This window comes from Nocardiopsis sp. iso_186, from assembly GCF_056173365.1.
This window is the reverse complement of record NZ_CM149670.1, coordinates 1,743,735-1,768,004: the sequence shown is the minus strand read 5'-3', so window position 1 is coordinate 1,768,004 and position 24,270 is coordinate 1,743,735. Positions and strand designations below refer to the sequence as shown.

Sequence of the window (24,270 nt, the reverse complement as noted above, 5' to 3'; positions counted from 1 at the left end):
CACCGTCGTCACCCGGGAACCCCGCTCCGCCACCGGCCGCGTGGTGGTGGGCGTCAACGGTTCCGACACAGCGCAGGTCGCAGCCGCCTGGGGATTCACCGAGGCGTCCGCCCGTGGGGCGACCGTGCACGCGGTGACCGCGTACGACCACGCCTCACACGGTGTTTTCCGCACCCTGGAGACCCCTCCCCCGGGGTTCTCCGGTGTGCCTGAGAGAGGCGCCGCCTTGGAGGAGGCCCGCCGGCACCTGTCGGAGTCGCTCGCCGGACAGAGGGAGCTGCACCCCGACGTGGCTGTGCGGGAGAAGGCGGTCTCCGGTCACCCCGCCGAGGTACTGGCCGCCGAATCGGAAAAGGCGGACCTGCTCGTGGTCGGGTCGCACGGGCGGGGCGGCTTCGGCGGAATGCTCCTTGGGTCGATCAGCCAGTCAGTGCTGTCGCACGCGCGCTGCCCCGTGATGGTCGTGCACGCCGGAGACCGCTCCTGACGACGACTCGGGTGGGGCCTCCGACACGGAAGCGCTCGGGGACGATCCGCAACGGCAGTGGCACGAAGGTCCCTCGACGAAGGCACGGAGGACTCTCCCCGGTACGGCGTGATCGGAGGAGAGTGGAGAAGGAGAGCAGGTCGCTGTCCGTCGGGGGCGGCGGCGTTTCCGGTTACCGGCCGGGCCCGGGTCCGGCCGAAAACAAGGGGGCGGCATGGACAGCACTGTCGGCGAGGTCATGACGACGAGGGTCGTCTCGGTGACCGAGGAAGCCGATTACAAGAAGATCGTCGCCACAATGGTGGAGTACGGAGTAGGTGCGCTTCCGGTGATCGCCCGGGACGGCCGGGTGATCGGAGTGGTCTCGGAGGGAGACCTGCTGTACAAGGAGGAGTTCAAGGAAGACGACGCCTACCGGCCTCCAGTGCGGTCCCGGCTGCGCGACCGGTTGCGCGGCACCGGTCTACAGGCATCCCCTCCGGCGGCCAAGGCCGCGGGGCGGCGGGCCGCCGATCTCATGACCCGCCCCGCCGTGACGATTCGCACCGGTGCCTCCGTGGTCGAGGCGGCGCGGCTCATCGAACGATGCGGAATACGGCACTTGCCGGTAGTGGACGACTCGGGGTGTCTGAAAGGAATGATCAGTCAACGCAACCTGCTCCTGGTGTTCCTCCACGATGACGACGACATCACCGAAACGGTCCAGGCCGAACTGGCCGTCGCGATGCGGAGCATCCGCATCGAGCACCCCGCAGCGGCCGTACACGACGGTGTGGTCACCCTGTCGGGAACCGTGGAGCGGCGCAGCGAGGCCCAGAAACTGGTCAGGCGCGTCAGCGGTGTGGAGGGCGTGGTGTCGGTCCCCGTCGGTCCCGACTGGCGAACCGACGACGTCGTGCCCGCCTACGTTCAATGGAACAGCGGAGCCTGACCGGCACGGCTCCGAACGGCCCCGGGGAAGAAGGTCCCGGAAACGAGGGCCTTCGCCCCTCCGCCCGACACGGGAATCGGTGGTGGGCTTGAGGGCATGGACACAGTCGCCGCCGAGATGGACGCATGGGTCGTCAACAGCCCGGGACCGATCGCGACGAAGCCGTTGCGCCTGGTGCGCCGCCCGGTTCCGCGACCGGTGGAGCGCGAACTACTGGTCCGGGTGGAAGCGTGCGCGGTGTGCCGGACCGATCTCCACCTCGCCGAAGGCGATCTCCGGCCCAAGCACCGCGGCACCGTACCGGGCCACGAGGTGGTCGGAAACGTCGTCGCGCACGGTCCCGACGCGCGCGAGATCACCGTTGGTAGCCGGGTGGGCGTCGCCTGGCTGCACTCGACCTGTGGAACGTGCCGGTACTGCCTGCGCGGAGCCGAGAACCTGTGTCCGCGCTCCACGTACACCGGCTGGGACGTCAACGGCGGATACGCGCGCTACCTGAGCGCCGACGAACGCTATGTCTACCCGCTGCCCGAGGACGCGGCGGCCCCGGCCACCGCGCCGCTGTTGTGCGCGGGCATAATCGGCTACCGGGCGCTGCGGCGCGCGCAGTTGCCGGCCGGAGGCGTGCTCGGCATCTACGGCTTCGGTGCCTCGGCCCATCTCACCGCGCAGGTCGCACTGGCCGGTGGGGCACGGGTGCACGTGATGACACGTGCGGTGCGAGCCCGCGCCCTGGCCCTGGAGCTGGGGTGCGCCTCCGCTTCCGGAGCCGACACGGCCCCACCCGAACCACTGGACTCCGCGATCCTGTTCGCACCGGTCGGCACCCTGGTTCCGACGGCCCTCAGCGCCCTGGACCGAGGGGGAACCCTGTCGATCGCGGGCATCCACCTCAGCGACATCCCACCGCTGAACTACCAGCGGCACCTCTTCCAGGAGCGCACCGTGCGCAGCGTGACCGCGAACACCAGAGACGACGCCCGGAGCTTCCTCACGATCGCGGCCGGGAACCCGCTGTCCGTGACGACCACTTCCTACTCGTTCGACCAGGCCGACCGTGCGTTGGCGGACGTTGCCGCGGACAGGGTTGACGGGGCGGCTGTCCTCGACTTCGCGTCCGGACCGGACTGAACCGGCCGGTCCGGGACCGCCCCGGGTGCCTTCGGCCCTGCGGATCATGACCAACGCCCCGGTCGGCGGGCATGAAAACGGCGTGGAATGGGAGGTGGACGGGCCGAGAGGAGCCGGCCAGGCGTGGAGAGGATGTGATGAAGGTGTTCGACAGCAACGGCAACGGTGTACCGCTCGGCCAGATCCTGGCGGTGATCTTCGACGTTGACGGAGTGGTCACCGATACCGCATCGGTGCACGCCGCGGCGTGGAAGCGGACATTCGACGAATTCCTCCTGGACCGGTCCCGCAGCGGCCTCGGGCCGTTCCGGCCATTCGACCTGCGCCAGGACTATCGGAGGTTCGTCAACGGCATGGGCCGGTCCGACGGTGTCCGAACCTTCCTGGCCTCACGCGACATCACCCTTCCGGAGGGGGACGAACCGAACCGGCCGGAAGCCCTCACCGTGTCCTCCCTGGGCGATCGCAAGAACCACTATTTCCTGGACTACATCCGCAGGTACGGCGTCGCCGCCTTTCCCTCAACGGTGGCTTTCGTCCACGAGCTCCGCGACAGAGGCCTTCGAACCGCCGCGGTCTCGGCCAGTCGCAACTGCAAGGCGGTCCTACGGGCCGCGGGGGTGGCCGCCCTGTTCGACGTCCGGGTGGACGGCATCGACGCGGCTCGGTGGAACCTGCCCGGCAAGCCCGACCCGGCCCTGTTCCAGGAGGCCGCGCGGCGCCTGGCCGTGGCCCCGTCCCGTGCCGCCGTGGTCGAGGACTCCCTGGCCGGGGTCGAGGCCGCACGCCGCGGCGGTTTCGGATTCACCGTGGGCGTTGACCGCGCGGGGCAGCACGACGGGCTGATCGACCGTGGAGCCGACGTCGTCGTGGCGGACCTGGGGGAACTGGCCCTGAGTGAGAAGAAGGCGGTCCCATGGATCACTGGCACCTGACATACAGCGGCTTCGACCCAGCGGCCGAGGGGGTCCGGGAGGCCTTGTGCACACTGGCCAACGGGTATCTCGCCACGCGCGGCGCGGCTGCGGAGTCGCACGCCGACGGCACGCATTATCCGGGGACCTATGTCGCGGGCTGCTACGACCGGCTCACCTCGACGGTCGGAGGCCACGAAGTGGAGAACGAGGACATCGTCAACGTCCCGAACTGGTTGCCGTTCACTTTCCGGGCGGACGGCGGGGACTGGCTGGGCGGCGACGGAAGCTTCGTCGAGGAGGACGAACGCGAACTGGACATGCGCTCCGGTGTGCTGATCCGTACCGGTGTGGTCTGCGACCGAGGGGGGCGACGGACACGATTCGAGCAGCGTCAACTGGTGTCGATGGACTCCCCGCACGTGGTGGCACTACGAACCGTGATCGTTCCGCAGAACTGGACGGGGACGTTGACGGTCCGCTCCGGGCTGGACGGCCGGGTGGTGAACGCCGGGGTAGCGCGTTACAGCGACCTCGACCGCACGCACCTGCGCCCCGCGGGCAGCGGAAGGCGCGCCCCGGGTCTCATGTGGCTGCGGTCACGGACCGTGTCCTCCGGCATCGACATCGCCCTGGCCGCCCGCACAACGGTCACCCAGGGCCCGGCTCCCACGGTGACGCGGCCGGATTCCCCGGACGGCCTGATCGAACAGGACCTGGAGGTCGAAGCCCGCGCGTCCCGGGGCGTAACGGTGGAGAAGGTCGTGGCCATCCACACTTCCCGTGACACCGCGATCAGCGACTGTCTGACCGAGGCACTGGAGAACGTCTCGCTGGCAGACGGCTTCGACGAACTGTCGCACCGTCACCACGCGGCCTGGGGCCGGCTGTGGTGGGCGTCGTCGGTGGACATCGGGAACGAGGAGGACCAACGGCTTCTGAACCTCCACCAGTTCCACCTGCTCCAGACGCTGTCACCGCACACAGCGGACCTCGACGTGGGGGTCCCCGCGCGCGGCCTGCACGGGGAGGCGTACCGGGGGCACGTCTTCTGGGACGAGCTGTTCGTCTTCCCGTTCCTCACGACGCGGTTCCCCGAGACCGCGCGCGCCCTGCTGCGCTACCGCTGGCGCAGGCTTCCCCAGGCCCGTGCGGCAGCACACGCGGCGGGGCACCGGGGAGCCATGTTCCCCTGGCAGAGCGGCAGCGACGGCAGGGAGGAAGCCCAGAGGCTGCACGTCAACCCACGGTCGAAGCGGTGGATCCCCGACAACTCGCACCTGCAACGCCACGTCAACATCGCGATCGCCCACAACGTCTGGCAGCACTACCAGGTGACCGGCGAGACGAGTTTCCTCGTCGACTTCGGCGCCGAACTACTGCTGGAGACCGCCCGGCTGCTCGCCTCGCTCGCCTCGCTCGACACCGATCTCGGCCGCTACGTGATCCGCGGTGTCATGGGGCCGGACGAATACCACGACGGTTACCCCGACCGGGACACGGCAGGGGTGGACGACAACGCCTACACCAACGTCATGACGGTGTGGGTACTGCGCCGGGCGCTGGACACGCTGGCGGCCCTGCCCGGACGCGGCAGGGCCGAACTCCTGGAGCAACTGGAGGTGGCACCGGAAGAACTCGACCGGTTCGAGGACATCTGCACCAGGATGCGCGTCCCCTTCCACGACGGTGTCATCAGCCAGTTCGCCGGATACGAGTCGCTGGCCGAACTGGACTGGCCCGGGTACCGCAAGACCTACGGCGACATCCGCAGACTCGACCGGATCCTGGAGGCGGAAGGCGACTCATGCAACCGCTACAAGGCCTCGAAGCAAGCCGACGTGCTCATGCTGTTCTTCCTGCTTCCCGCGGAAGAACTCGCCGAGCTCCTGGAGGACCTGGGCTATCCCTACGATCCCGGCCTCATCCCGCGCACGGTCAACTACTACATGGCGCGCACCTGTCACGGCTCCACCCTCAGCTCCGTCGTGCACTCCTGGGTGGTTGCCCGTACGGACCGGCACGCCTCCTGGGAGTTCTTCCTCGACGCGCTCCGCTGCGACTTCGACGACGTCCAGGGCGGGACCACTTCCGAAGGCATCCACCTGGGCTCGATGGCCGGCACCGTCAACCTGCTCACCCGTTGTTACACCGGCCTGGTCGCACGTAACGAAAGCCTCCAACTGAGCCCGTTGGTTCCCGCCGAACTCGACGGCCTGTCCTTCACCCTGCGCTATCGCGGTCATTGGGGAATGCGCCTGGACTTCTTCGACGAACGGGTCGGGATCGAGATGCCCGACGACCGCGCCCCACCCGTCACCGTGGAGCTCAAGGGACAGAAGGTGCGGGTGTCCGCGGGCCGCACGTGCGCGCTTCCCAGTGCCCCGGGGCAGACCGACACGTGACCAACGGCCCGGCCCATCGGGACCTCCTCCCTGCCCCGGGCGAGCGGAAAGACCGCACAGTGGAGAACATGGACCAGGGCAACGACGCAGTCCGCAAAGGCCCCAGCACGCAGTCAACCCTGCTCGTCCTGTGTCTGGCGGGACTCGTGTCCGGGGGCCTGCTCCATCTCGCCTGGTCGCCCTCCTCCGCGCACACCGCGTGGCTGGGCGCCACCCTCCTGGGGACCGCGGCGTCGGCCTGGTGGGTGCTCGACGGCCTGCGCCACAAACGCTTCGGCACCGACACCCTCGCATTGCTGGCGCTCATCGGAACGCTCCTGGTCGGCGAGCTCCTGGCCGGGTCGATCATCGCGGTGATGCTCACCGGCGGGCGCGTGCTGGAGGAGCGGGCCGGCCGAAGGGCCCGACGCGACCTGAGCGCGCTGCTGGCGCGATCGCCCACAACCGCGCATCGGCTGCTGGACGGGGAGATCGTCACGGTCCCGGCCGACGACGTGCGGCCGGGCGACCTTCTCTTGGTCCGCTCCGGGGAGGTCCTCCCCGTCAACGGCAGGATCGAGGGGGACGCCGCGGTTCTCGACGAGTCCGTGGTGACCGGTGAACCCCTACCGGTCGAACGGCAGGCCGGTGAGGCCGCGCGCAGTGGGACGGTCAACGCGGCCGGCCCGTTCCGGCTGCGGGCCACGACCGACGCCCGGCGGGGCACGTTCGCCGCCATCGTCCGGCTGGCCGGTGACGCCAAGAGCGACAACGCCCCGTTCGTACGGCTGGCCGATCGATACTCAGCGATTTTCCTTCCCGTGTCGGTCGTGGTGGCCGGCGTCGCCTGGCTGATGTCCCAGGATCCGGTGCGGGCCGTGGCGGTACTGGTCGTGGCGACGCCCTGCCCCCTGATCCTGGCCGCCCCCATCGCCTTCACCTCGGGGATGTCCCGGTGCGCACGGCGCGGGGTGATCGTCAAGAGCGGTGCCGCGCTGGAGCGGCTGGCCCGCGCCCGGGTACTCCTGTTCGACAAGACCGGAACCGTCACCGAGGGGCGGCCTCGGCTGGCCCGCACCGCCACCGGAACCGACGGCTCCGGCGAGGACGTCCTGCGCCTGGCCGCCTGTCTGGACCAGGTCTCCGCGCATGTACTGGCCACGGCCATCGTTCGCGCCGCGCGCGAAAACGGTCTGGGGCTGGAGCAACCCGGGCGGGTGTCCGAATCCCTCGGTGAAGGCATTGAGGGGGTGGTGGGCGAGTACCTGGTCAGGGTGGGAAAAGCCGCCTGGGCAGGGTGCGGTGAGGAAGAACCGCCTTGGGTGTCCGCGGCCCGTTCCGAGGCCGCACGGGACGGGTCGGTAACCGTTTTCGTCGGGGTTGACGGTCGGTTCGCCGGAGTGCTGCTGCTCAAGGACCGCCTGCGCACCGACGCGCCGCGCACGTTCCGGTTGCTGCGCATCGCGGGCATCGACCGGACCGTGATGGTCACCGGTGACCGGCAGGCCGTGGCGGACCTCGTCGGCGCGTACGTGGGAGCCGACGAGGTCCGCGCGGAGCAGTCCCCCGAGGACAAGGTCGAGGTCGTCCGGACGGAGAGCGGTCGGGCACCGACGGTCATGGTCGGCGACGGTGTCAACGACGCGCCTGCGCTTGCATGCGCCGGAGTCGGAGTGGCGCTGGGCGCACGCGGGTCAACCGCCTCATCGGAGTCAGCGGACGTGGTCATCACCGTGGACCGGTTGGCTCGGCTCGCCGAGACCCTGGTCATCGCCCGGCGGACCCGTTCCATCGCACGGGAGAGCGCCCTGGTGGGCATGGTGCTCTCGTTCGGCGCGATGCTGGTGGCCGCCGCAGGGCTGCTGCCTCCCACAGCGGGCGCTGTGCTCCAGGAGTTGATCGACGTCGCTGTGGTGGTCAACGCCCTGCGTGCCCTGAACGGCGGACTGCGCGGACATTCCCACGAACTCAGAGGGGCATCGGCCGAACTGGTGCGCTCACTCGACGAGGAACACCACAGGCTGTGGCCGCGCATCCACGAGCTGCCCCAGGTGTCCGAAGCCATAGCGCTGGGGAGCGGGGAACCGAGTACGGAACTGCTCGACGGCCTGACCGCGTTCCTGGCCGAAGTGGGCGAGCACGAGGAGCGCGACGAGAAGCTGCTCTACCCACAGGTCAACCGGGCCCTGGGGGTCCGGGGCGCAACCGCGGCGATGAGCCGGGGGCATTCGGAGATCGACGTCCTCTCCCGGCGGATCGGCGCCGCGATCGGGGAACTGCGCACCGACTGCCGCCCCGAGACACGGCGACACGCCGCCCGGCTGGTGATCGAGTTGTACGCGGTACTCCAGTTGCATTTCACCCAGGAGGAGGAGAACTACCACGTCTTGGCGACCGGCGACGGCGCGGGGAAAGACCGCTGAACGGCTCCGGGCCGTTTTCCGAACAGTAGGCGGCGCGGATGCGGTCGAGGTACTCCTCGGGATCGGGATGGACCAGGTCCTGCGCTCCGCGGCGGTGCAGCTCCAGTCGTCCGTCTGGGTGCAGGCGCAGGGTCGTGGTCGCCCTGCGGGGGGCACCGCGGCCCCGCTCCGCGGCGCAGTCGGGCACGACCGCCCCGAGAACGGGGGTGGCCGCGAACATCGCGATGGCTTCGGCGACCGAGGCGGCCGGCGGGTGACCGGTGCGATTGGCGCTGCTCACGTAGAGGATCGGCGCACCTGCCAGAACGGGCGACAAGGGGGCCCAGCGGGCGCCGAAGAGCAGGGCCCACCCGTCCCTGCTGGCCGGGCGAAGCCAGTGCGGCGGGTGGGCGGTCAACCGCAGGGGGACCAACAGGGTCACCCGCTCCTCGCTGAGCAGGCGGCCGGCCACCGATACGGTCCGGCCGTGGAGATCGAGCGCGCCGTCGAGGGCCGTGAGTGCGCGTGCCCCGTGGGTCCAGAGTGCGACGGCCTGATCGAGCGGACGTCCTTTGGCCGCGTTGACGGCCTGCGGACTGGTGGCCGCGACGACGAAGGTCAGCGGTGCCGGATTGGGCAGGACGACGGCCTCCCCCCTGCCGAGCGCGCATCGGGCACCGCGCGTGTTGACGATGCCCGCATTCATCGCTCGCCCACTCCCACGGTCTGCTGTCTGTCGAGGTAGCCGGCGAAGTCCTGATCGGCGACGACGGCCTGCCCCGACCGGTAGGCACGGGACTTGACCCACGTCATCGCCGTGCGGACCTGCTCGTCGTCGAGTTCGTGTCCCAGGCCGGCGGCCACCGCACGCACCACCCGGGCACTGGCCAGATGGGTGAGCACCACTGTCGGGGTGATGCCCAGCGACTCCTGCGGGTCGAACGGTTGGAAGAGTTGGGGGTGCACGAAGGGTGTACCGGTGGAGATCGTCCCCACTCCGGAACCGACGATCGGTGACGTCACGCTCAGCGGTACCCCTGTTTCCTGGGAGACCATCCGCGCGATGGCGGGCAGCCTGGTCAGGTCGGGGGCCGTCCACCACGGGGCGATCGCCTCCCCCAGGAGTACCGCTGTGCGTTCGGCCCGGTAGGCGAGCAGGAAGAGCAGTTGTTCCGTTGCCACCAGTCCGCTGCGCTCTGCGATGCCCAGCCAGGAGCTGGACACGACCCGCACGCCCGCACGCAGCGCCTCGATCGTGTTGCACAGGCCCAGGCCGAGGTCGTTGTGCATGTGCGAGGCCAGGACGACCTCGTCCCCGGATGCGGCCCGGACCCGCGCGAACATGCCCCCCGCCTCGGCCGGGAGCTGGCAGCCGACGGTGTCGGCGAGGAGCACGGTTCCCGCTCCGGCCTCGGTCATCGCCGACGCGCCGGCGGCCATGAGTCCGTGGTCGGCTCGTGAGGCGTCGGCGAGACAGACGTCCACCGCCACCCGGTCGTCACGCTCCCGCGCGGCCTGGACGAGCGCGACCCCCTCCTCCAGGGCCGCGCCGGCCGTCCGGTGCGTCATCACCGCGGCCATCGGCTCCGACGCGGGAACGACGACCATGATCCGCGCGTGTGCGGTGTCCCGCACGGACGCCAATGCCTGCCGCACGTCCTCGACCGTGCCCCGGCACACCGCGGCCACGCTGACCAGACCTTCCGCCTCCACGGCGACGCGTCGGACCGCTTCGAACTCTTGCGCGCACACCGCCGGAAACCCTGCCGCGAAAACCACATGGCGCGGGCCGTCCGCCCCGAAGACCCGTCCGTGCTCACGGGCGAGGCGGACCCGGAAGTCCGGGCTCATCAACGTCTTGGCCTGCGCACCGTCGCGGGCCGATTCCTCCCACAGCACCACCCTGCCCGCCAGAGCGGACTCGCGAATCACATCCCGGCTCACCGGTTCCCCCGCAGTTCTGTGCACCCCTGTTCGGAATGCCAACCCTGCCACCGATGGCAACAGAAAGTAGCCAATTAATTACTTTGGGGGAAATATCTTTTCATGGCTGCTGCGGACCCTCCGAGCCCCGACCCCGTTGACAGGGGCAGGAAGGGGAAACGGGGGCGATCTGGAAACCGGGCGGCGCCCATGGCGCAGCACCCGGGACACAGGGGAGACCGCGGCCCCCGAAGGGTCGCGGCCTCGGCCTCAGGCTCGTGCGTTTAGTACCAGTAGTCGTAACCGCCACCGTAGTAACCGCCACCGTAGTAACCGTTGCCGTAGTAGCCGTTGCCGTAGTAGCCGTGACCGTAGTAGTAGCCACTGTTGGCGTAGGAGCTCACGCTCCCGGAGAACGCCCCGTCGTACCCTGCCGAGGTGTAGTTCGCGTTGTAGTAGCTGTCGGCCAGGGCCAGCGCCGGAGCTCCAAAGGCCAGCGCCGGGACAGCGACAGCGGTGAAGGCGATGCGGGCCAGAGTCTTGCGGCTCATTGCTGATACTTCCTTTCTCTGGCGGTGTAACTGTCTGCCATTGCGTTCTACGCCTCCCGGACCCCCAGCTCTGCCGAAGCGACCCGAAGACGATCACCGGTGAATGAATGGCTAATAGGTCCCATGACCCTCAGAGGCGGACGCTAACCCTGCAAACCCGCTGAGCGACCGAAAGTAATAATTGCCGTCGTTGGGGTGCCGTTGGTCAACCCCGCCATCAAATGCACGGCGACGAACAGGACTTTTGCGCGATCGCGCCTGATCCGCTGCTGGGCTTCCCTTCTCGCTTCCCCTGTCCCGGACCGTGCCGGGCCCAAAGGTGAAGCGCAGGCAATGCCGCGACCAGTGGACCGCCCGCGCCTCGCCCACGGGCAAGAGCCCCGGGCGGCCCAACCGCGGACAGACCGCACCAGACCGATCGGTTCCGGGCTGCCCGTGCACCCCGGAACCGCACCCGGGCCCCCTCCGTGCAGCGCCGGCCGCACCGCCCCGTCCGGGCCCGCTTCGACGGTCAACGGACCCACGACGTTCCCCCGACGACGCAGCCGGGGGAAGGGCCCCGGGCGCCGGTCGCGGACGCGCGGGAATTCGTCCGGTCCTCGCGCCGACGGACCGGACGGGGCCGGGACCGCACGCGGTTCCCGCCTCCGGTTCCGGGCGCCCCGCCTCAGACGTCGGCGGCCGACAGCCGCTCGTCGGGATCGTTGGCGTCACGGCCGCCGTCCTGCCAGGCCCTCCACAACGCGGCGTAACGGCCGCCACGGGCCACCAGTTCGGCGTGCGGGCCGACCTCGACGATCCGTCCTCCTTCGAGCACCACGATCCGGTCGGCCTCCACCGCCTGGGGAAGCCGGTGGGCGACCACCAGGGTCGTTCGTCCCCGGGTGGCGGCTGTGGCAGCACGTTCGAGATCGCGGGCACCCGCGCTCCCGGCCTCCGCACTGGCCTCGTCCAGCACCGCCACGGCGGGGTCGGCGAGTACCAGGCGCGCCAGCGCGAGGTGCTGCGCCTGGTGTGCCGTCAACCGCAGTCCGCTCTCCCCGACCACGGTGGCCACACCGTCGGGCAACGCGAGCGCCCAGTCGCGGGCCCCGACCGTGTCCAACGCTTCGAGCACCTGCGTTTCGGTGGCCTCCGGTGCCGCCAGCCGGACGTTGTCGGCGAACGTTCCGGCGAACACGTGCGACTCCTGGCTGATCAGCGCCAGGTGCCGCCGCATGACATCGGGGTGGAGCCGCTCGACGGGTACCCCGCCCAGCAGTACCGTTCCCTCGGTCGGGGCGATGAGCCCCACGACCACGGAAGCCAGGGTGGTCTTTCCGGCACCGCTGCTTCCGACGAGGGCCACCCGCTCACCGGGGGCGATGTGCAACGTGACCCCGTCGAGCACGACCGGGCCGTCGTCGTAGCGGTGGGCGACTCCACGGATCTCGACGCCGGCGTCGCCCGGCCGTACGGGGTCGGCCGGGGCCTCCGGCTCGGGCAGTAGCGCCACCCCGGCCATCCGGGCCAGGCTGACCCCCGCCGACTGCACGTCGTTGAAGGTGAGCATGATCGCGCCCAGCGGCCCGAAGAGGCGGTGGAAGTAGAGCGCGGCCGCGGTGGTCGCCCCCACCGTCACCAGGTCGGCGCCGACCAGCCAGAACCCCACCGTGACGATGGCCGCCAGACCGACGCACTCGGCCATGTTCATTCCACCGGCGAACCGGGTGAAGAGCCTGAACACCCGGACGGTCGTGTTCATCGCCGCGGTGGAGCGCTCGTTCACCAGTCTCAGGCGTCGGTCGTGCAACCGGTAGGCGTGCACCGTCTCCACTCCGTGCAGCGATCCCACCAGCGCCTGGGCCCGCTCGCCCATGGCAGCGCGCTCCTGGGCGTAGAGCGGGGCAGAACGCGGCAGGTACCAGCGCAGGGACCACACGTAGACGGGCAGCGAGCACATGCCGGCCAGCCCCAGACGCCAGTCCAGGGCGAACAGACCGCCCATGGTGAGTACCACCGTGATCAGCGCGGACAGGATGAACGGGACCTTCTCCCGCACGGTCTCGCTGACCACGGAGACGTCGTCCCCGACCCGGGAGAGCAGGTCGCCCGCGCTCAACCGGGCGAGGGTGGGGGCCGGCAACCGAAGGGTACGTTCGACCACCCGCTCCCGGAGCCGGGCCAGGACGGTCTCCCCCGTGCGCGCGACCAGGGTGAACGCCACCGAGGTGAGCACACCGCCCACAACGGCGGCCACGGCGATGATCACGGCGAAGGACGCGACCTGGGCACCCGTCGTTCCCTGGGTCACGGCGTTGACCAGGAGGCCCAGGACCCAGGGGGCGACCAACAGGCAGGCGTTGGCGGCCACGGACAGCGACAGGGCCGCCAGCGCGCCGCTCCTGGCCTGCCCCAGCTCGGCCAGGACGAGGGCCAGTGTCTCCCGCGCCGAGGCGATCGGAAGCAGCCGGTGCGCAGCCGGTGCTGCCGCCTCCCGTGGTCGTTGCGTGTTGACCGTCATCGCAGCACCGCCTTTCGGTAGTCGGGATCGCCGGCGAGTTCGGCGTGCGTGCCTTCACCAACGACGGCTCCCCCCGCGACCACCAGCACCCGATCGGCGCGGGCCAGGAGCGCGGGGCTGCTGGTCAGTACGATCGTTCCGTAGACCGCGTCGGCCTCGGCACCGTGCCGGGCCAGCCGCAGCCCTTCGGCGATGCTTTCCTCGGTCATGGCGTTGACCGCCGTCGTGGGCTCGTCGAGCACCAGCACCGACGGGCGGGCGACCAACGCTCGGGCAAGGCCCAACCGTTGGCGCTGGCCACCCGAGAGGACCGTGCCGCGGTCGGTGATCCGGTGGTCGAGGCCGTCGGGATGGGCACTGACGGCCTCGTTCCCGGCGGAGGCGCGCAGCGCCGAATCGAGGGCGTCCTCTGTGCTCTCGGGAGCCCCGACCAGCACGTTGGAGCGCAGTGACCCCTCGAAGAGGTCAACCTCGTGCGGTTCCACGAGGACGGCGCGGCGGGCCGCGTCCAGGGAGATCCGCTCCAGCGGGACCCCGTCGAAGAGGATCTCGCCTTCACGTTCCCGGGGCGGGACCCGACCGGCCAGCAACGCCGCCAGTGCCTGGGCGTCGGCAGGGTCGTAACTGACCACACCGAGCATCTCCCCCGGCTGCAACTCCAGGTCGATCCCGCGCAGCGACCGGTAGTGCACCCCGCGCAGTTCCACTCGGCCCGTGCCTTTGACGTCGAGCTCCCCGGGGGCGAGCCGGAAACCGGCGTCGAACACCATCGCCAGCCGACGCGCCGAGGCGCGACACAGGGCGATCCCCTGGCCGCACAGACCGAGTTCGCGTACCGGCTCGGTGATGAACTGGGCCAGGCCGACGACGGCCACCAGCTCTCCGATGCTGATCCGGCCCTGTAGGGCCGCCCATCCCGCGAGTGCGGCGACCCCCGCGAGGAGCAGACCGCCGCCCGCGATGGTTGCGCCGTGGTAGGCGCCGGTGGGGGCGGCTGCCCGCAGGGTGCTGCGCAGGGCGGCACCGCTGGAGTCGCGGTAGCGCAGGGCTGCGTTGTGCTCGGCCCCGATCCCGCGCAGTGCGGAGATTCCGCGAATCAGGTCGGTGGCCAGCGCCGTGGTCTCGGCGGTGGCCGCCTGTTGGAGGGCGGCCCTCCGGGTGAGCAGCGGCCCCAGGAGCTGCACGGCCACGACCAGAAGAGGAACCCCCACGAGTACGGCGAGCCCCAGGGCGGTGTCGATGCGCAGCAGCGCAACCGCGGCGACGGCAAGGGCGACCAGACCGGAGACGAAGGCCGGTACGAAGTGCAGCAGCCGGGACATCCGGTCGGCGTCGGAGGTGGCGATGCTGAGGAGTTCGCCGGAGAGCTTCCCGGTCTGCTGCCTTCGGGGGTCGACCATGCGGCCCGCGGCCTCGACCCGCAGCAGGTGGGCCTCGCGCTGGATGGCGGCGACCAGCGAGCGGGCTCCGAAGCGCCAGGCCATGGTCAGGAAGGTGAACAGGACCACCAGACCGACCAGGGAGAGGGCGAGTGCGAAAAGGTCACCGGTGGCGACGGCGCGGTCGATGATCAGGCCGATCGCAACCGGCACCATCGCTTCTGCGGCCTGGTGACCGGAGGCGCCGGTGACACCGACGGCCAGACGGCCGCGGTTCCTGGCCAGCGCACGGCGCAGCAGGCGGCCACCGCCCCCGGGGGGCCGGGCGTCAACCGACATGGGGGCGGGTCTCGTGTTTCGGGGGGCGGGCCGGGGCCGCACCGGTGGCAGCGGGCGCCTGCGACTCGGTCATGAAACTCCTGACACTCAAAACAAAGTTAGGCTACCCTAATTTATCGGCGGGGGTGCCTTGAGTGAAGGTATCGAATGCCGTGGCGGGCGGAAGGCTCGTCGATACCTGCGCGACCTGCTCGACCTGCTCGACGAGGGGCGCGAAGCGCCGGTTCGGGCGGCCGGGCCGCCCCCGGAAGAACGCTCAGGGCCGGCCCGAGGCGGTACGTGCGGCGTGAACCGCCTCGTCGAGAGTGGCGTGGATGGCTGTGACGAGGTCGATCCCGGCGAGGTGGAAGACCCTGCGCACCCGGGGGTTGGCGATGGCCAGGTGCAGGCCCACGTCGGCCTCGCGGGCACGCCGGTAGGCGCTCATGAACACCGAGATCCCGGCGGAGTCGCAGAAGGACGTGGCGGTCATGTCGATGACCATCGCGGCGGGCCCCTCCTGGAGCACCTGGTGCAGGGTGGCGGTGATGTGGTCGCGCACCAGCATGTCGATGTCCGCTGGCAGGGTGACCACGCTGCATCCCTGAACGGTCAACACCGGCAGCGGGGGCAGGTCGTAGGGCGGTCTCATGGGAAAAGCCTCGCAGACGGGAAAGACAGCGGAAAAATCCATCATCTCCGGTATGCCCACTGTTTCGGGCACCGCCCCGGCACTCCCGGTGAGTCCACCCTCACGAACCCGCGCCAACCGGCCCGACGGCAGGCGCGGTCGATCGCGTCGGCAAGAGGTCGCGGGCGAGGAGGCGCGGGCGCCCGTGACCTCGTTCGCGGGCCTGGGCTCGGAGGGAGCGGGGGTGGTGATGTTCGCCGCCTACGGGTTCGGCCCGGTCCGGGCGGACCGGGTTCACTGTTCGGCTTGGCCGGCCTCCCCTCGCTAGCGGTCCCCACGGTGCCGTGTCGGCAGGCGCCCCCGGCCGGGGCGGCTGAGTGCTGCGCCCCTGTCCTGTTCCTCCCTCACCCGGTCACGGCGCCGAACGCCAGCCCGAGCAGGTAGGTGGCGGTCGCGGCGGCCGCGCCGATCACCAGTTGGCGCAGCGCCCGCCACAACGGCGGCGCCCCCGAGAGCACCCCCACCACCCCTCCGGTCAGCATCAACGCGGAGCCGGTGAGCACGCCGGCGACGACCACAGCGGTCACCCCGCCCGCCCCGAACAGGAACGGCAGGACCGGGATGAGCGCACCGGTGGCGAAGAACGCGAAACTGGACGCCGCGGCGCCCAGGCCGCTTCCCACGGCGTCGGTGCCCCGTTCGCGGACCGGTTCGGCGGACGCGGGGGCGGACGCGCCCTGCCGCAGCACGGCATCGGCGTGGGCATGTGCCTCGTCGGCGGACATCCCCCGGGCCCGATACACCAGCGCGAGTTCGTTGGCGTCAACGTCGAGGTGAATCACCGACTCCCGCGCCCGACCGTCGGGGTCGGAGGCCGCCAGCAGTTCACGCTGAGAATTCACCGAGATGAACTCCCCCGCGGCCATGGACAGCGCCCCGGCCAGCAGCCCCGACATCCCGGTCAGCAGCACGGTCTGGGGGCTCGCTCCCCCACCGATGACCCCCAGCACCAGCGAGATATTGCTGACCAGGCCGTCGTTGGCGCCGAAGACCGCGGCACGAAGCGTCCCCGACATCCGTGTGCGCCCGCGCGCGGCCAACCCGCGCACGACCTCACCGTGGATGCGCTCGTCGGCCGCCATGGCGGCGGGCGCGTCGGCGTCGCCTTCGTAAAGGGGGCGCGCCTCCGCCTGCTGCATGAGTGCGAGCACGAAGACCCAGCCGAAATGGCGGGCGAGGAAGGTGAGCACCCGGGTCTGGGGGCTGCCGCGACGCGGCGGTCCGACATGCTCGCCCAGCAGGCCCTCCCAGTGGGCGACGTGGCGCTGCTCGGCCGCGGCCAGCCCCAGCAGGATGTCGCGCTCCTCACCGGTACGGCGCGATGCCAGTTCGCGGTATCCACGAGCGGCCTCGCGCTCGTTGGCAAGCAGGCGACGCCACTTGCGCAGTGTCGCGGGCGGCGGCTGCGGGGTCGCGCCGGAACCCTCATCGGACATGGTGGACGTCCCTTCGCTCGGACCGGCGGCTGCGCACACCCCGGTACTGCCCAGGAGCACGCCGAACAGCCGGAACGAACGTCTTTGGTCGGGACGTTCTTGTAAGCCCCCATCCCGGCATGGTCCCGCTGCCGGGTGGGCTGCGGGTGTGCTCCTCGTCGGAGCCGCTGTCCTCCTCGTTCCACAACACCCCCGCACCGGGACGTCCAGTGCTCGGGCGATGCGTACAACGGTGACGAACATAGACACGCTCGGTCCGTCCCCGCGTGCGCGGGGAGCACTTGATCACGTGGGGCCGGGAATGGCCCGCTGCCGGACCATCCCCGCGTGCGCGGGGATCACCGGATGGGCAAGGACACCGACGGCAAGTGGCAGGGACCATCCCCGCGTGTGCGGGGAGCACGTCCACGGCGCCTACAAGTCCTCCGGTGTGGTCGGACCATCCCCGCGTGCGCGGGGAGCACGTCCAGGTAAGTGGGACAGAAACCGAACCGACAGGACCATCCCCGCGTGCGCGGGGAGCACCGTCGCCGCGCGCGGGGGCAACGTAATTCGCGAGGACCATCCCCGCGTGCGCGGGGAGCACCGCGCTTAGCGCTGTGATAGCGGCGTTGGACTGGGACCATCCCCGCGTGCGCGGGGAGCACTCATCGAAAAAGTCAACCCGGAGGCGAGTTACGGGACCATCCCCGCGTGCGCGGGGAGCACATGGGGATCGGCGCGCAAGGGGCGGAAGTGCGCGGACCATCCCCGCGTGCGCGGGGAGCACGTGCCCCCGTAGACGGCAGAGAGGTCGTCGGTGGGACCATCCCCGCGTGCGCGGGGAGCACCCTTAATGACCAGGGACTCTACCAGTGGGTAACCCTCGTTTCATTCACTTGTCGAGAAAAGAACATCCGACATGAAAAACCCCTTTCCTCACGCGAAGGAAGTAACCACACAGGTTCATCGGAGCGAGGCACCGGAAACGGTCTGTTCCGGAGATCAATCCCGTCGGGCAGAGCCGGGATAGTCCTCCCGCGGCTTGCGTCGCCGCACACGCATCACTCGCAGGGCACGGCGCGGACGTCGGGCAACACCGACAGTCCCGGGGTCGCCCCGGGGCGCATCCGCCACCCAGCGGTTTCGCCGCGCATCGTGCCGCCCACCGAGGGGCCGTCATCGGGGCCGGCTCTTCGCGTCTCTGCGGCGGCGAGCATCGAGGCGGCACCGCCCCTCCCCCGCAACACCGGAGGTGCCTGCTCGACAAGGGCGGTCCCCGTTCCCCGGGCGCGGTGGACGGGAGCCGACCGCCCGGTTCTTCGTGGCCGGTTCAGCCCGTCTGGGACATCACCACCGTGGTGCCGGCCACACCGGAGAGGCGACTGGTTCCCTCGGTCCCGGACACCGCGCCGTCCGCGTGGCAGAGCAGCAGGCACACATCGTCCTCCCCCGGGTAGTCGCGCAGCATCTCTTCGAGGATGAGATCGGCGGCGGTGTCGGGGTCGTGCTCCAGGACCGGCCCCAGGCGACCGAAGACCTCGGCGAGCTGGTCGATCCCGGGGTCGACACCGTTGGCGCGGCGCTCGACGAGGCCGTCGGTGTAGAGCAGGAGGGTGGAGCCGGGGGCGAGGGTGAGTTCGTGGTCCTCGATGGTCTGGTCGATGGGCAGCCCGAGCATGGCGCCCAGGCGGGGCTGGAGAACGTGCACCCGGCCGTCGGGGTCGCGTAGCAACGGCGGGAGATGCCCCGCACTGGACCAGGAGACCGTGGGGTTTCCCGGCTGGATCCTGGCGATGATCGCACTGGCGAACAGGTCCGGTTCCAGATGGCGCAGCAGGTTGTGCAGCCGGGTGAGCAGACCGCCCGGACCGTGCCCCTCGATGGCGTAGGCGCGCAACGCGTTGCGCAGTTGGCCCATCATGACCGCGGCCTGGATGCCGTGCCCGGTGACGTCGCCGATGACGCCGATCAGGCTGTCGTCGGGTTGCAGGAAGACGTCGTACCAGTCGCCGCCCACGTTCATCCCGCTGGTGGCGGGCAGGTACCGGGCCGCCAGCCGGAGGTCGGCACGAGCGGGGAGATCGGTGAGCATCGCGCGCTGGAGCGTTTCGGCGATGTCGCGCTCGCGCTCGTAGCGCAGGGCGTTGTCGGCGGAGATCGCGGCCCGGCGGGACAGTTCGACCAGCATGACCGCCTCGTCGGGGGTGACGGTGTCGCCGGGGGCGGTCAGCGTGAGGACGCCCAGGACGGTGTCGCGCGCGATCAGCGGAACGGCCAGCATCGGCGGTTCGTCCTCAGAGACAACGATGTCCTCAAGGCCCTCGATGCCGGTCGGTCGTGGACCGACGTGCTGAACGCGCCTGGTGCGCACCGCCGCCTCGGCAGGGTGGCGGTCCTCATCGCCGGGTTCGCTGACCCCTTCGGCGGAGATGGCCCGGCTCAGCCCCTGGCGCGTGTCCAGCAGCCACACCCGCGCCGCCCTGGCGCGCTCAGGCACGAGCAGTTGGGTGAGGCGGCGCAGGACCTCCTCGTGATTCAGCGAGACGGCCAGCGCGACACTGGCGCTGGAGAGGAAGTTGAGCCGGTTGCGCGCGGTCTCGGCGGTGGTGCGCGCGGCGTGCTCGGCCTCCAGCAGTCGGCGCTGGGCCTGGCTGGCGGCGTCGAGTTCGGCGTGCAGGGCCAGGACGCCGCGGTTGGTGTGCTCGATCTCGTCGCGGTGCCACTCCACGAGCGCGCGTTCCTCGCGCAACAGCTCCACGACCGTACCGGCGTCCTCGTCGCCGTCCAACAGCGCCTGCACGGCCTCGTCCCGGACCCGTTCGGGGTCCGTCCCGCCCTCGGCCCCGGCCGCCGCCTCGACCAACCGGTCGGCGGTGGCCTCCGCGCCCAGTCCCGCCTCGGCCTCCCAGACCGCCGCGGCCACCTCGTCGGCCGCGTCCGCGGGCGGGTGCAACGCGGCCCGCAGACGCGGGGTGGGGTCGGGCACCGTGCCGATGAGGAGGTGGTGATCGCCCTCCGCGATCAGTACGAGGCGCAGATTGCGCGAGAGCTCCGCCAGGAAGGCCAGGCGCTCGACCGGGTCGAGGTCGGCCGCCACCGTGATGGCTCCGGCCGCGGCCCGCGCCATCACGGCATCGTCGATGGTGGCGATGGTGCGGGAAAGCAAGGTGTCGTTCATGATCGTTCCTGCCACGGGTCCCCATCAGCGGTGGCGATGGCGATGGTGGTGTCGTCGCGGTTGGTACTGGCCGGACTGCTGGCGTCGCGCAGCAGCACCGCGGAGATCAGCGCGGGATCGTGGCGGTGCAGTTCCCCGTCGGCGTCACCGCTGTACTGCCACCGGTTGGGTAACCCGTCGCTGTGCATGACCAGCAGGCCATCTGCGGTCCAGGGGTGGCGGGCCGGGGGTGCGGCCACCGTCCGGTGCGCGCCGACGATACCCGGCTTGGACAGCAGGTGCTGCCACTGCCCCCCCGTACGCAGGCGCGCGGCGATGTTGCCGATACCGGCGTAGTCGAGGCGTCCCGCCCACGGATCGATCCGGGCGATGGCGATGGCCGCTCCCCGGGTGCCGTGCAGCGCGGTGTCGATCTCCCGCAGCAGCGCCTCCAACGGCAGGTCGGGCGACCGGTGGAAACGTCGGACCGCCGCGTCGCCCGCCTCGGCTGCCTCGGGGCCGTGCCCCAGCCCGTTGACGACCATCAGGGTGCGGCGCCCCGGAGAGGACCAGCAGGTCCAGGCGTCCCCGGACTCCTGCATCCCCGCCACAGGCACGTGCACGCCGCCGATGCGCCCGAGGATCGGGGCGGGCGGCTCGACCGACAGGTACTCGGGAACGGGGCGCGCGATCCGTGCCAGCACAACGGTGCCCCGGCCACGGGCGCTGTGGATGTCGAACACGTCGGAGGTCCGCCGGCAGGTCCCCAGCCCCGCTCCCAGGGAGTCGGTGCTGGAGAAACCGTCCTGCATTGCGTCCGCGAGACTGGGGATGCCGTCGCCGTGGTCGATGGCCAGGATCTGTACGGCCGCCTCCGGTGCCTCGGCGCCGCGGTCGCGGTCGGCCGCCGGATGGGGCGCCAGTTCGATCAGCATCCGTCCGCCGCCGCCGTGCTTGAGGAGATTGGTGGCGAGCTCGGTGGCGACCAGGGCCGCGGAGGCGCTGCGCCGCTCCCCCAGGCCCACCAGCTCCGCCGCCTCCTCGACGGCGACCCGCGCGTCCCTGACCCGCGTCGCGTCGTGCACGGGCACGTCCCAGACACGTGTCACCGCAACACTGCCTGCGGGTCAACCGGCGTGGTGGCCCACGACACGATCGTGACGGTGGTGCCCTGCGAGCGGGTGTCGATGTCGAAGTGGTGGACGAGGCGACGCGCTCCGCCCAACCCCATGCCCAACCCGTTCCCGCTGGTGTAACCGTCGGCGAGCGCTTGTTCGACGTCGGCGATCCCCGGCCCGGAATCGGTGAAGGCCAACTTGATGCCGTGCACGCCCGCCTGGGCGACCTCGCTCATCTCCATCTCTCCTCCCCCGCCGTGGACGAGGGTGTTGCGAGCCAGCTCGCTGGCGGCGGTCACCAGTTTGGTCTGCTGCACCAGGCCGAACCCGGCCGCCTGCGCCTTGGCGCGGACCTGGAGGCGCACCGCGGAGAGGTCGGCGTCGGAACCGATCCGCAGCCGCACCGTCTCGTCCACCGGCGTGCTCATGGGCCGTCCGTTCCACTGCCGCCGTCCATGGCCTCCGGCTCGTCCTGTCGAACGGCCACGGGGGCCGCACGCGAGGTCCTGGAGGACACCCACACGCCCAGCATCAAGGCCGCGTCCTCGACCGTGCGCGCGGTCCGCAGTTCCGGCAGGGTCAGGCCGAGCTCGACCAGGGTGATGGCCACGGCCGGACGCATTCCCGTGACCACCGTGTCCGCGCCCAGCAGTCGCGAGCAGCCGGCGATCTCGGCCAGCACCCTGCCGAGGAAGGAGTCCACCATGTCCAGCGCGGAGATGTCGATGATCACGCCGCGTGCGTTGTGGGCCTGGATCGCGTTGGTGACATCGTCCTGCAGGCTGAGGGCGACGGCGTCGTAGAGTTCTCCTTGGATGCTGACGAAAAGGACGTCCCCGAGGGGGATGACCGGGATCTGGGACACGGGGGTGCGCCCCTCCTTAGGATCGTTGACTCAGAGGGCGGCCGGACCTGCGACAGGTGGAGAATCGGGTGCCGAGTGCACGCGAAGACCGATCCGGTGCAGTGCCATCGCGAGCGCGTCGGCGAGGGACGATCGGGTGATGACCGACCCGAGGTCGATACCGAGCTGGACGATGGTCTGGGCGATCGCGGGACGGATTCCGGAGACGATGCACTCGGCCCCCATCAACCGCGCCGAGGCGACCGTCTTCATCAGGTGCTGGGCCACCAGGGTGTCCACCGTGGAGACACCGGTGATGTCCAGGATCACGACCTTGGCCTGCTGGGCGACGATCGCCTCCAGCAGGCTCTCCATGACCACCTGGCTGCGGGCGCTGTCCAGCGTGCCGATCAGCGGCACCGCCACGATGCCCTCCCAGAGCTTGATCACCGGGGTGGCGCCCTCCAGCAGTTGCTGGCGTTGGCGCACGATGATCTCCTGGCCGTCGTCGAGCATGGTCTCCAGCGTCACCAGCCGCAGGGTGGCAAGCAGCTCCGAGGCGAAGAGCACGGCCTCGTGCCGGATCTCAGCGGGCTCCTGCTCCAACTCCGCCTTCAGCAGGTCCACGACGGCGTCCTTGAGCGCCGCGACCTCGGCGGCCACCTGGCCCACGGACACGCCCGCACGCGAGCGCGAAGCCGACATCCGCCCGATCTGGACACGGACCGGATCGAAACCCGACGCCTCCAGGTCGCCGGGACGTCCGGACGACGCGACCACGGCCAACGCGTCCACGACGGACTGTCCCGCTTCCACCGCCTCGTCACGGGTGACCGTGAACACGGTACGAAACAGCGGGAGCTCCGCCCACCGTTGTGCCACCTGCTCACGGCGCCGCAGCAGGACATCAGCCACGGACTGTGCCGCTGAGCGCTGCGTCGTCGCGTCGGGCTCCGACATTCACATGCCTCCTCGTCTGTTGCGATAGTAGATCCGCGGCTCCGGCCTCACTCGGCCGGGCACGATCGACCCAGAATAGTTGCCGCGCAGCAAATGTTAGCGGGCATGGCGCCAGACGAGACATTCGTCGCCGCTCAGCGGAAACCACGGCGTCCATGCCCTCCCGCTTGCCTTCGACAGAGAGGGTGCGACAGTGGACAGGCAACCCACGCCGACGGAAACGATCACCGCGCTCGAACAGATCGCCGAGACACTGATCGGACTGTGGCGCACGACACGTGAACAAGTAGCACCGAGCATCTCCGAACAGCAGATGCGCGTCCTGACCGCGCTGGAGCGGTCCGACACCAACCTGTCCTCCCTGGCCGAGGTCCTGGGCCTCCCGCCGTCCTCGGCCACCCGGCTGTGCGACCGGCTGGAACGCCACGGGCTGCTCGAACGGCGCCCCGCTGGACGGAGAGTGATCGTCTTCCTGACGCCGGCGGGCCGCACCCTGCTGACCTCCATCCACGGCTACCGGCGTCGGCGGCTGGAACAGGCATGGAACCTCATCCCGGCCGCGGACCGCAGCGTCTTGGCCGGCCTGCTGCCCCGGATCGCCCTGCCCGCGCCCTCCTCCGAGGTCGATCCGCTCCGGGAACAGCACCCCGCGGGACTCGCCGCCGGTGACCTCTCCCCAGTGGAAGAACCGCTCGCCTGAACGCACGCCGAAACGACCGGTCCGCACCACCACAGCGGCGCGGACCGGTCAGGGCTCCTCGACGCGCAGCCGGTCGAGCTGTCGGCGATCGCGCTTGGTGGGACGGCCCGCCCCCCGGTCCCGTCTGGCCACCGGGATCGTGGCCTCCGGGGGCAGGACCGGGGTGTTGTCAACGTAGCAGCGCACGGCATCGGGCGCACCCACCCGCTTCTCGATCACGTGGCCGACCTCCACGATGCGGGTCCTGGCGTTGAGGTGGATCCGGACGTCGTCGCCCACGCGCACCGCCGTGGCGGGCTTGGCCGGGCGGTCGTTGACCCGGACGTGGCCCGCCCGGCACGCCTGCGCCGCATCGGCGCGGGTCTTGGTGAGACGAACCGCCCACAGCCAACGGTTGACCCGGGCGGTGGACGGCCCCGGTGGCAACGGCCGCACCGGTGCGGTCCGCCCCTCGGCGCC

The 24,270-nt window shown here is 70.7% G+C and carries 21 protein-coding genes and 1 CRISPR repeat array; of the genes, 7 read left to right on the top strand and 14 right to left on the bottom strand.

The annotated features are described in order from the left end of the window. Positions 1-46 precede the first annotated feature (46 nt). The 6 genes from AC0VYP_RS07960 to AC0VYP_RS07935 all read left to right on the top strand — a co-directional run bounded on the left by AC0VYP_RS07960 (position 47) and on the right by AC0VYP_RS07935 (position 8,270). Complete coding sequence (locus AC0VYP_RS07960; RefSeq protein ID WP_475473254.1) at positions 47-487, top strand: universal stress protein; 441 nt, start codon at positions 47-49, stop codon at positions 485-487. Between the two features lie 214 nt (positions 488-701). Next, a complete protein-coding gene (locus tag AC0VYP_RS07955) occupies positions 702-1,418 on the top strand; it encodes a CBS domain-containing protein (protein ID WP_475473252.1) in 717 nt (238 codons plus the stop codon). Between the two features lie 96 nt (positions 1,419-1,514). Beyond that, positions 1,515-2,549 (top strand): zinc-dependent alcohol dehydrogenase family protein, encoded by a 1,035-nt coding sequence (locus tag AC0VYP_RS07950; protein ID WP_475473251.1) that lies wholly within the window; start codon positions 1,515-1,517, stop codon positions 2,547-2,549. Between the two features lie 137 nt (positions 2,550-2,686). Next, positions 2,687-3,484, top strand: coding sequence for an HAD family hydrolase (locus tag AC0VYP_RS07945; RefSeq protein WP_475473249.1), 798 nt, complete (start codon positions 2,687-2,689; stop codon positions 3,482-3,484). After that, positions 3,466-5,868, top strand: coding sequence for a glycoside hydrolase family 65 protein (locus AC0VYP_RS07940; RefSeq protein WP_475473247.1), 2,403 nt, complete (start codon positions 3,466-3,468; stop codon positions 5,866-5,868). Before AC0VYP_RS07945 ends, AC0VYP_RS07940 begins: the two co-directional genes overlap by 19 nt. A gap of 68 nt (positions 5,869-5,936) precedes the next feature. Then, on the top strand, positions 5,937-8,270 hold the full coding sequence (locus AC0VYP_RS07935) for a heavy metal translocating P-type ATPase (protein ID WP_475474194.1): 2,334 nt from the start codon (positions 5,937-5,939) through the stop codon (positions 8,268-8,270). Here AC0VYP_RS07935 and AC0VYP_RS07930 read toward each other — a convergent pair. The 13 genes from AC0VYP_RS07930 to AC0VYP_RS07870 all read right to left on the bottom strand — a co-directional run bounded on the left by AC0VYP_RS07930 (position 8,206) and on the right by AC0VYP_RS07870 (position 23,111). Next, positions 8,206-8,955 carry a hypothetical protein gene (locus AC0VYP_RS07930; protein WP_475473245.1) on the bottom strand — a complete coding sequence of 250 codons (750 nt, stop codon included), beginning with the start codon at positions 8,953-8,955 and terminating at the stop codon, positions 8,206-8,208. The two genes, AC0VYP_RS07935 and AC0VYP_RS07930, sit on opposite strands and share 65 nt — an antisense overlap. Next, positions 8,952-10,193 carry a 2-isopropylmalate synthase gene (locus tag AC0VYP_RS07925; protein ID WP_475473244.1) on the bottom strand — a complete coding sequence of 414 codons (1,242 nt, stop codon included), beginning with the start codon at positions 10,191-10,193 and terminating at the stop codon, positions 8,952-8,954. The genes AC0VYP_RS07930 and AC0VYP_RS07925 overlap by 4 nt, the downstream gene beginning before the upstream one ends. A gap of 263 nt (positions 10,194-10,456) precedes the next feature. Next, a complete protein-coding gene (locus AC0VYP_RS07920; protein WP_475473242.1) occupies positions 10,457-10,723 on the bottom strand; it encodes a hypothetical protein in 267 nt (88 codons plus the stop codon). A gap of 667 nt (positions 10,724-11,390) precedes the next feature. Further along, complete coding sequence (locus AC0VYP_RS07915; RefSeq protein WP_475473240.1) at positions 11,391-13,226, bottom strand: ABC transporter ATP-binding protein; 1,836 nt, start codon at positions 13,224-13,226, stop codon at positions 11,391-11,393. Continuing rightward, positions 13,223-14,944, bottom strand: coding sequence for an ATP-binding cassette domain-containing protein (locus tag AC0VYP_RS07910; RefSeq protein WP_475473238.1), 1,722 nt, complete (start codon positions 14,942-14,944; stop codon positions 13,223-13,225). The genes AC0VYP_RS07915 and AC0VYP_RS07910 overlap by 4 nt, the downstream gene beginning before the upstream one ends. Positions 14,945-15,200: 256 nt before the next feature. Then, positions 15,201-15,575 (bottom strand): STAS domain-containing protein, encoded by a 375-nt coding sequence (locus tag AC0VYP_RS07905; RefSeq protein WP_475473236.1) that lies wholly within the window; start codon positions 15,573-15,575, stop codon positions 15,201-15,203. A gap of 383 nt (positions 15,576-15,958) precedes the next feature. After that, positions 15,959-17,050, bottom strand: coding sequence for a VIT1/CCC1 transporter family protein (locus tag AC0VYP_RS07900; protein WP_475473234.1), 1,092 nt, complete (start codon positions 17,048-17,050; stop codon positions 15,959-15,961). 252 nt (positions 17,051-17,302) lie between these two features. After that, a CRISPR array of direct repeats spans positions 17,303-17,880; the repeat unit is 29 nt; unit sequence GGGACCATCCCCGCGTGCGCGGGGAGCAC. A gap of 213 nt (positions 17,881-18,093) precedes the next feature. Continuing rightward, positions 18,094-18,249, bottom strand: a complete 156-nt coding sequence (locus tag AC0VYP_RS07895; protein WP_285761065.1) for a hypothetical protein — start codon at positions 18,247-18,249, stop codon at positions 18,094-18,096. Between the two features lie 113 nt (positions 18,250-18,362). Further along, positions 18,363-20,210: a PP2C family protein-serine/threonine phosphatase gene (locus AC0VYP_RS07890; RefSeq protein WP_475473233.1), complete on the bottom strand. Its 1,848-nt coding sequence runs from the start codon at positions 20,208-20,210 to the stop codon at positions 18,363-18,365. Further along, positions 20,207-21,298, bottom strand: coding sequence for a SpoIIE family protein phosphatase (locus AC0VYP_RS07885; RefSeq protein WP_475473231.1), 1,092 nt, complete (start codon positions 21,296-21,298; stop codon positions 20,207-20,209). The genes AC0VYP_RS07890 and AC0VYP_RS07885 overlap by 4 nt, the downstream gene beginning before the upstream one ends. Continuing rightward, positions 21,295-21,735 (bottom strand): ATP-binding protein, encoded by a 441-nt coding sequence (locus AC0VYP_RS07880; protein WP_475473229.1) that lies wholly within the window; start codon positions 21,733-21,735, stop codon positions 21,295-21,297. Before AC0VYP_RS07880 ends, AC0VYP_RS07885 begins: the two co-directional genes overlap by 4 nt. Next, complete coding sequence (locus AC0VYP_RS07875) at positions 21,732-22,172, bottom strand: STAS domain-containing protein (RefSeq protein ID WP_285761061.1); 441 nt, start codon at positions 22,170-22,172, stop codon at positions 21,732-21,734. The genes AC0VYP_RS07880 and AC0VYP_RS07875 overlap by 4 nt, the downstream gene beginning before the upstream one ends. Before the next feature lie 30 nt (positions 22,173-22,202). After that, positions 22,203-23,111 (bottom strand): STAS domain-containing protein, encoded by a 909-nt coding sequence (locus AC0VYP_RS07870; protein ID WP_285761060.1) that lies wholly within the window; start codon positions 23,109-23,111, stop codon positions 22,203-22,205. A 193-nt stretch (positions 23,112-23,304) separates the two neighbouring features. On the opposite strand from AC0VYP_RS07870, the gene AC0VYP_RS07865 reads away from it, so the two are divergent. Next, positions 23,305-23,811 (top strand): MarR family winged helix-turn-helix transcriptional regulator, encoded by a 507-nt coding sequence (locus AC0VYP_RS07865; RefSeq protein WP_285761059.1) that lies wholly within the window; start codon positions 23,305-23,307, stop codon positions 23,809-23,811. A gap of 48 nt (positions 23,812-23,859) precedes the next feature. Here the strand turns inward: AC0VYP_RS07865 and AC0VYP_RS07860 are convergent, their stop codons facing one another. Then, on the bottom strand, positions 23,860-24,246 hold the full coding sequence (locus AC0VYP_RS07860; protein WP_475474192.1) for an RNA-binding S4 domain-containing protein: 387 nt from the start codon (positions 24,244-24,246) through the stop codon (positions 23,860-23,862). Between the last annotated feature and the right edge of the window lie 24 nt (positions 24,247-24,270).

Bases quoted from the DNA above. Each gene is read 5' to 3' on its own strand.
- AC0VYP_RS07910 (WP_475473238.1), bottom strand. From the start codon at position 14,944: ATGTCGGTTGACGCCCGGCCCCCCGGGGGCGGTGGCCGCCTGCTGCGC.
- AC0VYP_RS07955 (WP_475473252.1), top strand. From the start codon at position 702: ATGGACAGCACTGTCGGCGAGGTCATGACGACGAGGGTCGTCTCGGTG.
- AC0VYP_RS07900 (WP_475473234.1), bottom strand. From the start codon at position 17,050: ATGTCCGATGAGGGTTCCGGCGCGACCCCGCAGCCGCCGCCCGCGACA.
- AC0VYP_RS07945 (WP_475473249.1), top strand. From the start codon at position 2,687: ATGAAGGTGTTCGACAGCAACGGCAACGGTGTACCGCTCGGCCAGATC.
- AC0VYP_RS07895 (WP_285761065.1), bottom strand. From the start codon at position 18,249: ATGCTCGCCGCCGCAGAGACGCGAAGAGCCGGCCCCGATGACGGCCCC.
- AC0VYP_RS07920 (WP_475473242.1), bottom strand. From the start codon at position 10,723: ATGAGCCGCAAGACTCTGGCCCGCATCGCCTTCACCGCTGTCGCTGTC.
- AC0VYP_RS07935 (WP_475474194.1), top strand. From the start codon at position 5,937: ATGGACCAGGGCAACGACGCAGTCCGCAAAGGCCCCAGCACGCAGTCA.
- AC0VYP_RS07890 (WP_475473233.1), bottom strand. From the start codon at position 20,210: ATGAACGACACCTTGCTTTCCCGCACCATCGCCACCATCGACGATGCC.
- AC0VYP_RS07915 (WP_475473240.1), bottom strand. From the start codon at position 13,226: ATGACGGTCAACACGCAACGACCACGGGAGGCGGCAGCACCGGCTGCG.
- AC0VYP_RS07940 (WP_475473247.1), top strand. From the start codon at position 3,466: ATGGATCACTGGCACCTGACATACAGCGGCTTCGACCCAGCGGCCGAG.
- AC0VYP_RS07880 (WP_475473229.1), bottom strand. From the start codon at position 21,735: ATGAGCACGCCGGTGGACGAGACGGTGCGGCTGCGGATCGGTTCCGAC.
- AC0VYP_RS07950 (WP_475473251.1), top strand. From the start codon at position 1,515: ATGGACACAGTCGCCGCCGAGATGGACGCATGGGTCGTCAACAGCCCG.
- AC0VYP_RS07870 (WP_285761060.1), bottom strand. From the start codon at position 23,111: ATGTCGGAGCCCGACGCGACGACGCAGCGCTCAGCGGCACAGTCCGTG.
- AC0VYP_RS07930 (WP_475473245.1), bottom strand. From the start codon at position 8,955: ATGAATGCGGGCATCGTCAACACGCGCGGTGCCCGATGCGCGCTCGGC.
- AC0VYP_RS07905 (WP_475473236.1), bottom strand. From the start codon at position 15,575: ATGAGACCGCCCTACGACCTGCCCCCGCTGCCGGTGTTGACCGTTCAG.